Origin of the sequence: Kitasatospora paranensis, assembly GCF_039544005.1 — a bacterium.
GTDB lineage: Bacteria > Actinomycetota > Actinomycetes > Streptomycetales > Streptomycetaceae > Kitasatospora > Kitasatospora paranensis.
Genome location: NZ_BAABKV010000001.1, coordinates 2,035,053 through 2,047,079, shown reverse-complemented (window position 1 = coordinate 2,047,079; position 12,027 = coordinate 2,035,053). Strand labels below are relative to the sequence as shown.

Here is a 12,027-nt window from a genome sequence, read left to right as displayed (position 1 = left end):
CGCCGGGTGAGGAGCGGTCCATGTCGGCAGAGGCCACCGAGGTCGGCCGGGAGCCCTTCGAGCCGAGCGGCGCCGGTGCGGCGATCGAGCGCTGGACGCTCCGCAACGGCGCGCTGGAGGCGAGCGTCCTGACGCTGGGCGCCACGCTGCACACCCTCACCGCGCCGGACCGCTCCGGCATGCCGGCCCAGATCCTGCTCTCGACCGACGAGCTGCCGCTGATCCTCGGCGCGGCCCGGCACTTCGGCACCACCGTCGGGCGCTACGCCAACCGGATCGCCGACTGCCGGGTCACCGTCGACGGCGAGGAGCACGCGCTGGCGCCGACCGGCAACGGCGTCACCCTGCACGGCGGACCGGACGGCTTCGCGCACCGGGTCTGGACGGCCGAGGAGATCCCCGGCGGTGTCCGGCTGTCCCTGCACAGCCCGGACGGCGACCAGGGCTTCCCGGGGCGATGGACGTGACCGTCTCCTACCGGCTGTCCGACGACGCGGTGACGATCGACTACCACGCCGTCACCACCAGGCCGACGGTCGTCAACCTCACCAACCACGCGTACATCAACCTGGCCGGGGAGGAGCGGCGACGTCCTCGGGCACCTGCTCACCGTCGACGCCGACCACTACACCCCGGTGGACGCCCGGCAGATCCCGCTCGGCCCGTACGAGCCGGTGGCGGGCACGCCGTTCGACTTCACCACGGCCCGTCCGATCGGCAAGGGCGTCGCGGACGACCACCCGCAGATCAGGGCGGCCCACGGGTACGACCACAACTGGGTGCTGCGCGACCGGCCGGCCGACGGCCCGCCGGTGCGGGCCGCCCTGCTGGAGGACCCGGAGAGCGGGCGCACCCTGGAGGTGCTGACCACCGAGCCGGGGATCCAGGTCTACACCGCCAACGGGTTCCACGGCGCCGTCACGGGCGCCCGCGGGGTGGCGTACGGCCCGTACGCGGGCGTCGCGCTGGAGACCCAGCACCACCCGGACTCGCCGCACCACCCGCAGTACCCGTCGACGGTGCTGCGGCCGGGCGAGGAGTTCCGCTCGACGACCGTGCTGCGGCTCGGCACCGTCTGACGCGGCTTGCCGCAAGCACCGCAAACGGCCCGGGCCGGTGGGGAGACCCCGCCGGCCCGGGCCGTTCGCGTGCCCGGACGATCCGCGGCGTCGCCGCGGTGCGGGCAGATGGGGCGATTCCGGGCACGACGCGTGCGGGCAACCCCAGGACACGCGGACGTAACGATCCGGGAGTGCGTTGCAGAAAGTTGCTGCAAGGGCTTTCACGCAGCTTTCGCCGCTGTTACGTTCCTCAACAAGCCCGGAGGCGGTGACGCAACCGGGCCGCAGGGCCAGTGTATGCGGCCCTCTCCCCTCTCTTTCCTGGGCACCCACCCCCACCTTTCCTAGGAGTTCACATGCGGCGTGGCATCGCGGCCTCCGCACTCGTTGCGGCCCTTGCGGTCTCTCTTGCGGCCTGCGGCAGCAGCGGCTCCGGCTCGGACGCCAAGGGCGCCGCCGGTCCGGTCACCATCACCTACTGGGACACGTCGAACGCCACCAACGAGGCGCCGACCTACCAGGAGCTGGCGAAGAAGTTCGAGGCCGCCAACCCGAACATCAAGGTCAACTTCGTCAACGTGCCGTTCGACCAGGCGCAGAACAAGCTCCAGACCGCGATGGGTGCCAAGGGTGCCCCGGACGCATTCCGCTCCGAGGTCGGCTGGACCTCGGCGTTCGCCAAGGCCGGCTTCCTGGAGCCGCTCGACGGCACCCCGGCCCTCGCCGACGCCTCCGCCTTCCAGGCCAGCCTGATCCAGCAGGCCAAGTTCTCCGGCAAGACCTACGGCGTGCCGCTGGTCACCGACACCCTCGGCCTGATGTACAACAAGGCGCTCTTCGCCAAGGCCGGCATCACGAAGGCCCCCACCACCTGGGACGAGCTCAAGGCCGACGCCGCGCTGGTCAAGGACAAGGCCGGCGCCGACGGCTTCTGGATGCGCGCGGGCGACGGCTACTACGCCATGCCGTTCCTGTACGGCGAGGGCACCAACATGGTCGACGCCGCCGGCAAGAAGATCACCATCAACTCGCCGGAGGCCGCCAAGGCCATCGCCACCTACCAGTCGATGTTCACCTCGCCCGGCACCGTCAAGGCCGACGTGACCACCGACTCGTACGCGCACATGATGGACGCCTTCAACAACGGCAAGGTCGCCGCGATCATCCAGGGCCCCTGGGAGATCACCAACGTCTACAAGGGCTCTGCCTTCGCGGACAAGGCCAACCTGGGTATCGCCCCCGTTCCGGCCGGCTCCACCGGCAAGTCCGGCGCCCCGACCGGTGGCCACAACATCTCGGTCTACGCCGGCTCGGACGCCGCCCACAAGGCCGCCGCGGAGAAGTTCGCCGCCTTCATGACCTCCGCCGAGAGCCAGACCACTCTCGCGCTGAAGAACTCCACCCTGCCGACCCGCTCCGACGCCTACACCGCCGACGTCAAGGGCAACCTGGGCATCGCCGGCTTCCAGGCGATCCTCGGCTCCGCCCAGCCGCGGCCCGAGCTGCCCGAGTACGCCTCGCTGTTCGGCTCGATCGGCACCAACCTGGGCAAGATCGTCCAGGGCCAGGAGAGCGCCCAGGCCGGCCTGGACGCCACTTCGCTCGACTACGCGAAGCTGCTCCCCGGCTTCAGCAAGTAGCACCTCCGGCCGCCCGGCCCGCCTCCACGAGGCGGGCCGGGCGGCCTCCCGGCCATCGGTCATCCCCGTACGAACAGCAGTCGCCGAAGCGAGGCGGCGGCGGATCTCCCGAGAAGGTGTCAACAATGGCAGTCGCCGTGCAGGGCGCTCCCAGCCAGGGCAGCCGCGAGCGCGAACCGCGCCCCGGCCTCGTGCAACGCCTCAAGCTCTCGTACAGCAAGTACTGGTACGCCTACGCGATGATCGCGCCGGTCATCCTGGTACTCGGAACGCTGGTCGGCTACCCGCTCGTCAAGGGGATCTACTACACCCTGACCGACGCGAACAGCCTCAACGTCGGTCGCCAGATCGGCGTCAACCACATCCCGGACTCGTTCAAGTTCGTCGGCCTGCACAACTACGCCGACATCCTCTGGGGCCCCGGCTCGTACGACCGGTTCTGGTCGCACTTCGTCTGGACGATCGTCTGGACGGCAGCCTGCGTCACCCTCCACTACAGCATCGGCCTGGGCCTCGCCCTGCTGATGAACCGGAAGCTCCGCGGGCGTGCCGCCTACCGCATGCTGCTCATCCTGCCGTGGGCCGTGCCGACCTTCGTCACCATCTTCTCCTGGCGGCTGATGCTCGCCGACCACGGCGTGGTCAACAACATCCTCGGCTTCCTGCACCTGCCCGAGCCGTCCTGGCTGAGCGACCCCACCGCCGCCCGCTTCGCCGTGATCGGCGTCAACACCTGGTGCGGCGTGCCGTTCATGATGGTCTCGCTGCTCGGCGGCCTCCAGTCCATCCCGTCGGAGCTCTACGAGGCCGCCGAGATGGACGGCGCCAGCCCCTGGCAGCGCTTCCGCCACGTCACCCTGCCCGGCCTGCGCAGCGTCAGCAGCACCGTCGTCCTGCTCGGCATCATCTGGACCTTCAACCAGTTCGCCGTCATCTACCTGCTGCTCGGCAACGGTGTCCAGGACGCCCAGATCCTCGTCACCTGGGCCTACTACCTGGGCTTCGGCCAGCAGCCCCGTGACTTCGCCGGGTCGGCGACCTACGGCGTGCTGCTGCTGTCGATCCTGGTCGTCTTCACCACCTTCTACCGCCGCTGGCTCGCCCGGAACGAGCAGGCCGCGTGAGCGCGCCGACCAGCCCAGCGCACCCCACCGACCACGACGAGGCAGGCACGCACATGAGCATCACCGCCGACCTTCCGAACACCACCGCCGAGGCCGCTGCACCGGCCCGGCCCGCGAAGACCCGGCTGCGCGGCGAAGGCAGCCGCGCCGGCACCGCCCTCGCCCACGGCGCGCTCGTCGTGGCCGGCCTGATCGCGGTGTTCCCGGTGCTGTGGATCGCCTACATCTCGCTCGGGCCGGACAAGACCGACTACCTGCACCCGGACAAGATCTTCGGCAAGGCGACGCTCTCGAACTACGCCTTCGTGTTCCAGCACACCGACTTCCTCGTCTGGTTCGGGAACTCGGCGCTGATCGCCGCCGGCACCACCCTGGTCGGCGTCGCGGTGGCGGCCACCACCGGATACGCGGTCTCCCGGATGCGATTCCCCGGCCACAAGCAGCTGATGTTCACGCTGCTGCTCACCCAGGCCTTCCCGATCGCCATCGTGATCGTTCCGATGTACACGATCCTCTCCAGCCTCGGTCTGCTGGACAACTACCTCGGTCTGATCCTCACGTACTCCGGCACCATCGTCCCGTACTGCGCATGGCTGCTGAAGGGCTACTTCGACACCATTCCGGTGGAGATCGACGAGGCCGGGCGGGTCGACGGGCTCTCCCCGTTCGGCACCTTCTGGCGCCTCATCGTGCCGCTGGCCCGGCCGGGCCTGGCCGTGGCCGCCTTCTACTCCTTCCTCACGGCCTGGGCCGAGGTGCCGTTCGCGACCACCTTCATGCTCAGCTCCGACAAGTACACCCTCGCGGTCGGCCTGCAGTCCTACATCAGCGAGCACGACGCCCAGTGGCACCTGATGGCCGCCACCGCGGTGCTGATCGCCATCCCGGCCGCTGCGGTGTTCTACCTGGTGCAGCGCCACCTGGTGACCGGCCTGACCGCCGGTGCCGCGAAGTCCTGACGCGACGTCAGACAGCCTCTGATTCCGCCTGTTGCCGCGACCCGGCCGCCGCTGACCCCGGCGGCCGGGACGACACCCAATCCCCAAGGGATGACAGTTCATGACCCAGAACCTGGCCGACTCCGTCCGGTCCGCCGCCGTGCCCGCTCCCGCCACCTGCGCCCGGGAGACGAACACCGGTGAGCCCAGAGGCTGGTGGCGGAACGCGGTCATCTACCAGGTGTACCCGCGGAGTTTCGCCGACGCCAACGGCGACGGCATGGGCGACCTGCCGGGCATCCGCAGCCGCCTGCCCTACCTGCGCGACCTCGGCGTCGACGCGGTCTGGCTCTCGCCGTTCTACGCCTCCCCGCAGGCCGACGCCGGCTACGACGTCGCCGACTACCGCGCGGTGGACCCGATGTTCGGCACCCTGCTGGACGCCGACGGCCTGATCCGGGACGCCCACGGGCTGGGCCTGCGGATCATCGTCGACCTGGTGCCCAACCACTCCTCCGACCAGCACGAGTGGTTCCAGCGCGCGCTGCGCGAGGGCCCTGCGTCCCCTCTGCGCGAGCGCTACCACTTCCGCCCCGGCAAGGGTGAGAACGGCGAACTGCCGCCGAACGACTGGGAGTCCATCTTCGGCGGCCCCGCCTGGACCCGCACCGTCGACCCGGACGGCACCCCGGGCGACTGGTACCTGCACCTGTTCGCCCCGGAGCAGCCCGACTTCAACTGGGAGAACCGGGCCGTCGCCGACGAGTTCCGCTCGATCCTGCGCTTCTGGCTGGACATGGGCGTCGACGGCTTCCGGATCGACGTCGCGCACGGCATGGTCAAGGCGCCCGGCCTGCCCGACCTCGGCTCCCACGACCAGCTCAAGCTGCTCGGCAACGACGTCATGCCGTTCTTCGACCAGGACGGCGTCCACGAGATCTACCGCGACTGGCGCAAGATCCTCGACGAGTACCCCGGTCAGCGGATCGGAGTCGCCGAGGCCTGGACCCCGACCGTCCAGCGCACCGCCAACTACGTCCGGCCCGACGAGCTGCACCAGGCCTTCAACTTCCAGTACCTGGGCACCTCCTGGGAGGCCGGCGCACTGCGCGAGGTGATCGACCTCTCGCTCGACTCGATGCGCCCGGTCGAGGCCCCCACCACCTGGGTGCTCTCCAACCACGACGTCACCCGGCACGCCACCCGGTTCGCCAACGAGCCCGGCCTCGGCACCCAGATCCGGACGGCGGGCGACCGCGAGCTCGGCCTGCGCCGCGCCCGCGCCGCCTCGCTGCTGATGCTGGCGCTGCCCGGTTCCGCCTACATCTACCAGGGCGAGGAGCTCGGCCTCCCGGACGTCACCGACCTCCCCGACGAGGTCCGCCAGGACCCGTCGTTCTTCCGGGCCGAGGGCCAGGACGGCTTCCGCGACGGCTGCCGCGTCCCGATCCCGTGGTCCGGCACCGAGGCCCCGTACGGCTTCGGCCCGACCGCGGGCGGCCCCAGCTGGCTGCCGCAGCCCGCCGAGTGGGCCGGCCTGAGCGTGGAGGTCCAGACCGGTGACCCCACGTCCACCCTGGAGCTCTACCGCTCGGCGCTGGCCGTCCGGCGGGAGCACCCGGCGCTCGGCGCCGGCACCGAGGTGGCCTGGCTGGACGCCCCCGAGGGCGTGCTCGCCTTCCGGCGCGACAGCGCAGAGGGCGCGTTCGTCTGCACCGCGAACACCACCGGCGCGCCGGTTCGCATCCCCGCTCCGGGACGTATGCTGCTCTCCTCCGCCGAGGCAGAGGCGGTCGACGGCGACATTCTGCTGGCTGCGGACAGCACCGTATGGTGGGCGGTCTGAGATGGTTGCAATAGGCTCTGGGATCGTGACTACAGCGCGACTCTCGGACATCGCGGCGCAGGCGGGGGTCAGCGAAGCCACCGTCAGCCGCGTCCTCAACGGCAAGGCCGGTGTCTCCGCGACCACCCGGCAGACCGTACTGGCCGCCCTCGACGTGCTCGGGTACGAACGCCCGACGCGGCTGCGGCAGCGCAGTGCGGGGCTGATCGGCCTGATCACCCCGGAGCTCAGCAACCCCATCTTCCCCGCGCTCGCCCAGGTGATCGAACAGGTGCTGAGCCGGCACGGCTTCACGCCGGTGCTGTGCACCCAGACCCCGGGCGGTTCCACCGAGGACGAGCTGGTGGAGATGCTGGTCGAGCGCGGAGTCGCCGGCATCGTCTTCGTCTCCGGCCTGCACGCCGACACCACGGCCGACCACGACCGCTACAACAAGCTGATCGGCCGTCAGGTCCCGTTCGTCATGATCAACGGCTACAGCGAGAAGATCGCCGCGCCGTTCATCTCGCCGGACGACCGGGCCGCCATGTGGATGGCCGTCCAGCACCTCGTCGAGCTCGGGCACACCCGGATCGGCCTCGCGGTCGGCCAGAAGCGGTACGTCCCGGTGCTCCGCAAGATCGAGGGCTTCACCGCCGCGGTGCAGGACCTGCTCGGCCTCAGCGCCGAGGAGGCCGACGGGTACGTCCACCACACCCTGTTCAGCGTGGAGGGCGGCCATGCCGCGGCGGGCGCCCTGCTCGACAAGGGCTGCACCGCGATCGTCTGCGGCAGCGACATGATGGCGCTCGGCGCGATCCGGGCGGCCCGCCAGCGCGGGCTCACGGTGCCGCAGGACGTCTCGGTCGTCGGGTTCGACGACTCGCCGCTGATAGCGTTCACCGAGCCGCCGCTGACCACGATCCGCCAGCCCGTGGAGGCGATGGCCACGGCCGCGGTCGACGCCCTGCTGGAGGAGGTCGGCGGCAACCCCGCGCAGCGCGCGGAGTTCATGTTCCAGCCGGAGCTCGTGATGCGCGGCTCCACGGCGGCCGGCGGACGCTGACCGCCGACTGCATCGAACACCGAAGGGGCCCAGGAGAGGTGAACTCTCCTGGGCCCCTTCGGTGTTCGATGCACGACGTGCACGTCGTGCATGCCTCGTCGTGCCGTGCCCGTCCGTCCCCGTCGGGTTCCGTCCGGCGGTGCTCCGGTCGTGCGTCCGGTCAGCCGTCCTCGGCGACCCGCCGCGGCGGCTGCGTCCGCTGGGCGTCGGCGGCCTCTCCGGTCCGGGCCTCGGTGCGCCGCCCGCGCGCCAGGTAGTCGCGGACGACCACCTCGACCGCGTCCTGCGGATTGCCCGCGCCGGACAGCAGCATCACCTCGATCGCCAGGTCGGCATCCAGGGTGACGGTGACCTTCGCCATGCTGACTCCCGCGGGTCGGTGGGGGCTTCAGCCTACCCGGGCAGGCCGAAGCCCCCGGTGCCGAGCGGCCAGCTCCGGGGGCGACGGTGGAACGGTTGACCCGACCCGTGGTGGGATCAGATACGGCCGGCGAAGTCCGGCGCCCAGTTGGCGATGGTCTGGGTGCGGACACCGGCGCTGGGGTTGGCGGCCTCGACGTACTTGCCGTCGCCGACGTACATGCCGACGTGGTACACACCGGAGTTGGCGCCGTTGTTGGACCAGAACAGCAGGTCGCCCGGCTGCAGGTTGTCCAGCGACACGTGGGTGGAGAAGTCGGCCTGGTCGGCGGCGACACGCGGGATCGCGATGCCGGCCGCCTTGTAGGCCGCCTGGGTCAGGCCGGAGCAGTCCCAGCCACCGTTGCCGGTGCCGCCGTAGATGTACGCCTGGCCGACCTTCGACAGGGCGAAGTTGACCGCGGCGGCCTTCGAGCCGGTGACGGCCGAGGCCTTGGTGGCGGTGGTGGCGGCCGCCGGGGCGGCGGTGGTGGCCGGCTTGGCCGCGGTCTGCGCGGAGCCGCTCTGCGCGGTGGCGGAGCCGCCCAGCGACAGCTTCTGGCCCGGGTAGATCGAGTCGGGGCCCTCGGTGAGGACCGACTTGTTCAGGTCGTACAGGTGCTGCCAGCCGCCCTGGACGTGGTTGCTGTCGGCGATGCGGGACAGCCAGTCGCCGGCCTTCACCGTGTAGGTGCCGCCGTGGTTCCAGGAACGGTGCTGCTGCCAGGACTTGCCGCTCTGGGCGGGCTTGGCGTCCTGCGAGGCGGTGGAGCCGCTGCTCTGGGCGGGGGCGGCCGGGGCGGCCGGGGCGGCGGGGGCCGCGGCGGCCGGAGCCGGGGTGGTCGAGGCCGAGCCGCCGGGGTTGACCGCCGGGGCGGGGCCGCCCTTGGTCAGGCCGGCCTGGACGGAGCAGACGGGCCAGGCGCCGGGGCCCTGGTCGGCCAGCACCTTCTCGGCGATGGTGATCTGCTGGTCCTTGGTGGCCTGGTTCGCCTGCGGGGCGTAGGTGTGGCCGCCGTAGGCCGCCCAGGTGCTGGAGGTGAACTGGAGGCCGCCGTAGAAGCCGTTGCCGGTGTTGATCGACCAGTTGCCGGAGGACTCGCACTGGGCGACCTTGTCCCAGGTCGCGACCGAGGCGGCGTTGGCGGTGCCGGCGGTGAGGCACGGGATCGACAGACCGATGCCGACCACGCCCGTGGTGGCGAGCAGTCGGCGGGTGCGCTTGGAGTTGATGGACAGCATGAAACAGCGTTCCTCTCCCACGCCTGCGAGGTGAGCTGTCGGATTCGGGCTGGAGTTGCCCGGCCGCACGTACGGGCACGTCGAGACGGACGTGTCCGGTTGTGCGGCTTCACCCCAAGCCGAGGGCCGGTCCATGACCGGCCCTGGGCGACTTACCTGGTTCCCCCGCCCCTGCCGAAGTGCGTATCGCTTTGCCAGTCGGCCCGCCGGCAGGACTCGGCGTTCGGGTCGACTGGGTCCGTGTGACCACGAACGTGGGAGGACATTAGACAGACTTAAGTTCAAACCGCAAATATGTGTGACGGCGATCACAGGTGATCTTGATTTAATTCAAGATCGATTGTTCCCGGCGATTCCGGTCGCGTTCGGCCCTTTTCGCGCAATCCCCTTGAATGGAAAGCGGCTTGTTTATGCTTCAGGCGGCGGGGCCGCACCGGGCCCCGGGGGAGGGCTCGCCGATCATGGAACACCGTGCCACGCCGCCCGAACGGGTGCCAGGGCCACAGGTCCCGCGCTCCGCCGTCGACCGGCGCCGCCTGCTCGGCTGGCTCGCCGTCCCGGTCGTCCTCGCTGCCGTCGGAGGCGAGGAGTTGCTCCGGCGCGAGCTGGTGGCCGACGCCTCGCCGGGGCCCACCGCGCCGCCGCTGAGCGGGCCCTCGACGGCCGCCGAAGGGCACGTGCACAGCGCCGCGCCGCCGGAGGCCCCGCGCCCTCCCCGATCGACCTGACCGGCCGGCACTGGTCGGACGCGGCGGGCTGGGGCGGTGCGGTGCCCGGCCCCGGAGTGCGGTCACGATCGCCGACCGGGTGCTGCTCGACACCGACGCCGCGGTCGGGTCGCTGTTGATCGAGCCGGGCGGCTCGCTGGTGTTCGCCCCGGAGCGCAGCCTGACCCTTGCGTCCGCGGGCAATGTCGAGGTCCGCGGCACCCTGGCGCTCTCGCCGGCCGGGGCGGCCGTGCACGCCCTGCGCTTTCCGTCCGTGGACGAACGGAAGTTCCGGGGCGGCGGCATGACGATCGCAAACACGGACACCGGCCTCTGGGTCACCGGGGCCGGCTACCTCCGGCTGGACGGCGCCGCCAAGACCGCCTGGGTCCGCGCGGCGGCCGCACTGGGACCGGGCGACGCCACCCTCACGCTGGCCGCCGCACCCGCGGGCTGGCAGGCCGGCGACGAGCTCGCCGTCACCCCGAGCGGACCCCCGACGGCGACGACTTCTCCACCCGATACGATCTGTGCACGATCAGCCGGATCGACGGCCGGACGGTCACCCTGACCGCTCCGCTGGCGTACGCCCACCCGCGGGTCGCGGTGGGTGCCGGCCTCACGCTGGGCGCCGAAGTGCTCAACCTCACCCGCAGCGTGCGGATCGAGGGCACCGAGCGCGGCCGCGCCCACGTCCACGTGACGAGCTCGCGGCGCGCCGACGTCCGGCACGCCGCGCTGCGCTGGCTCGGCCCGCGGCAGCCCGGCAAGGACACCTTCGCCGGTGCCCCGGTCACCGAGCCGGTGCTCGGCCGCTACGGGCTGCACTTCCACATGCTCGGGGACGCCGGCCGCGGCACGGTCGTGGAGGGCGTCGTCGTCCGCGACACGGGCAGCCACGCGTTCGTCCCGCACGCCAGCCACGGCATCACCTTCCGCAGCTGCATCAGCCACCGGACGTGGGAGGACGCCTACTGGTGGGACGGCCCGCTGGACACCCGGACCCCTCAGGCGCCGTCCGACGACATCACCTACGACTCCTGCGTCGCGTCCCTGACGACCTACGAGCCCGCTCCCCGGGGCTACCGGCTGACCGGCTTCTCGCTGGGCGCCGGCACCGGCGGCACCGCCCGGGACTGCGTCGCGGTCGGCGTCCAGGGCGCCACCGGGGCGTCCGGCTACGAATGGCCGGAGACCAGCGAGGGCATCTGGACGTTCGAGCGCTGCCTGGCCCACAACAACGCCCAGAACGGCATCTTCGTCTGGCTCAACGCCCAGCACCACCACAGCGTGGGCCAGTTCGTGGCCTACCACAACGGCGGCTGGGGCATCGAGCACGGCGCCTACCTGAACGACTTCGACTACACCGCGAGCGTCCTCTACGGGAACGGCGCCGGTGGCCTGGTGGTGCACGCCCTCGGGCGCGACTCCGGCACCGTCGTCGACGGCCTGCTGATCGACGCCGCGGGCCGGTCCGACTTCGCCATCGCCACCGCCAAGCACCAGCTGGCCGGCGAGACCGTGACGATCAGCCGGTGCCGCCTGACCGGGTACCGCAAGGCCGGCGTCGGCTTCCGGGCCACCGCGGACGGCCACCCGGACGACATCGCCGTACTGGACTGCTCGTTCGGCGGCAACGAGGTCTGGCTCGACCCCGAGTCCCCGCCGCCCACCCGGATCGTGCTGCGGCGGGCGGGCGACCGGCAGGCCGTCCGGCTCACCAGGGGCGGGCCGGGCACGGCCGAGCCGCAGTGGAACGCCTCCGCCGCCCCGGTGGCCGTGGACACCCCGCCCCGGGCGCTCGCCGCCCCTCCGTGGCGCTCAAGGACATCGCGGCGGTCACCGACCGCCTGAAGACCTGACGGACCGCCAGGGGTCCGCTGCAGGGCATCGGCCACGCCGCCGAGGGAGATGCGCCCGCGGGGCGCTGGAGAGAGCTGCTGGGGGAGGACCGCTGGGCGGCATGGGGGAGAGCCGTCGGGCGGGAACGCCGAAGAGCCCCGGCGCTCGCCGGGGCCCTTCGGC

At 71.6% G+C, this 12,027-nt stretch carries 10 protein-coding genes, 2 pseudogenes and 1 riboswitch; of the genes and pseudogenes, 10 read left to right on the top strand and 2 right to left on the bottom strand.

Annotation, left to right across the window (positions count from 1 at the left end):
* Nucleotides 1-20: 20 nt before the first annotated feature.
* From ABEB13_RS10235 to ABEB13_RS10200, 7 genes and pseudogenes are all read left to right on the top strand, one after another.
* Nucleotides 21-520 (top strand): annotated as a pseudogene (locus ABEB13_RS10235) (aldose epimerase family protein); the annotation flags it as partial.
* 73 nt (nucleotides 521-593) lie between these two features.
* Nucleotides 594-1,079 (top strand): annotated as a pseudogene (locus ABEB13_RS10225) (aldose epimerase family protein); the annotation flags it as partial.
* Between the two features lie 338 nt (nucleotides 1,080-1,417).
* Complete coding sequence (locus tag ABEB13_RS10220) at nucleotides 1,418-2,701, top strand: extracellular solute-binding protein (RefSeq protein WP_345705235.1); 1,284 nt, start codon at nucleotides 1,418-1,420, stop codon at nucleotides 2,699-2,701.
* A 125-nt stretch (nucleotides 2,702-2,826) separates the two neighbouring features.
* Nucleotides 2,827-3,825 carry a carbohydrate ABC transporter permease gene (locus ABEB13_RS10215; RefSeq protein WP_345705234.1) on the top strand — a complete coding sequence of 333 codons (999 nt, stop codon included), beginning with the start codon at nucleotides 2,827-2,829 and terminating at the stop codon, nucleotides 3,823-3,825.
* A 53-nt stretch (nucleotides 3,826-3,878) separates the two neighbouring features.
* Nucleotides 3,879-4,784: a sugar ABC transporter permease gene (locus ABEB13_RS10210; protein ID WP_345709616.1), complete on the top strand. Its 906-nt coding sequence runs from the start codon at nucleotides 3,879-3,881 to the stop codon at nucleotides 4,782-4,784.
* A gap of 100 nt (nucleotides 4,785-4,884) precedes the next feature.
* Entirely contained in the window at nucleotides 4,885-6,609 is a 1,725-nt protein-coding gene (locus ABEB13_RS10205) for a glycoside hydrolase family 13 protein (RefSeq protein ID WP_345705233.1), read from the top strand.
* Between the two features lies 1 nt (nucleotide 6,610).
* Nucleotides 6,611-7,654 (top strand): LacI family DNA-binding transcriptional regulator, encoded by a 1,044-nt coding sequence (locus tag ABEB13_RS10200; protein ID WP_198524163.1) that lies wholly within the window; start codon nucleotides 6,611-6,613, stop codon nucleotides 7,652-7,654.
* A gap of 160 nt (nucleotides 7,655-7,814) precedes the next feature.
* Here ABEB13_RS10200 and ABEB13_RS10195 read toward each other — a convergent pair whose 3' ends face one another.
* Nucleotides 7,815-8,015, bottom strand: a complete 201-nt coding sequence (locus tag ABEB13_RS10195; RefSeq protein ID WP_100891113.1) for a hypothetical protein — start codon at nucleotides 8,013-8,015, stop codon at nucleotides 7,815-7,817.
* Between the two features lie 116 nt (nucleotides 8,016-8,131).
* Entirely contained in the window at nucleotides 8,132-9,295 is a 1,164-nt protein-coding gene (locus ABEB13_RS10190; RefSeq protein WP_345705232.1) for a transglycosylase family protein, read from the bottom strand.
* 5 nt (nucleotides 9,296-9,300) lie between these two features.
* Nucleotides 9,301-9,489: riboswitch (cyclic di-AMP (ydaO/yuaA leader) on the bottom strand.
* Nucleotides 9,490-9,756: 267 nt separating this feature from the next.
* Here ABEB13_RS10190 and ABEB13_RS10185 point away from each other — a divergent pair.
* From ABEB13_RS10185 to ABEB13_RS10175, 3 genes are all read left to right on the top strand, one after another.
* A complete protein-coding gene (locus ABEB13_RS10185; RefSeq protein WP_345705231.1) occupies nucleotides 9,757-10,023 on the top strand; it encodes a hypothetical protein in 267 nt (88 codons plus the stop codon).
* 79 nt (nucleotides 10,024-10,102) lie between these two features.
* Nucleotides 10,103-10,573: a hypothetical protein gene (locus tag ABEB13_RS10180; protein WP_345705230.1), complete on the top strand. Its 471-nt coding sequence runs from the start codon at nucleotides 10,103-10,105 to the stop codon at nucleotides 10,571-10,573.
* 65 nt (nucleotides 10,574-10,638) lie between these two features.
* The gene (locus ABEB13_RS10175) at nucleotides 10,639-11,856 is read left to right on the top strand and encodes a hypothetical protein (RefSeq protein WP_345705229.1); all 1,218 of its coding nucleotides are present in this window, start codon (nucleotides 10,639-10,641) and stop codon (nucleotides 11,854-11,856) included.
* Nucleotides 11,857-12,027: the final 171 nt, after the last annotated feature.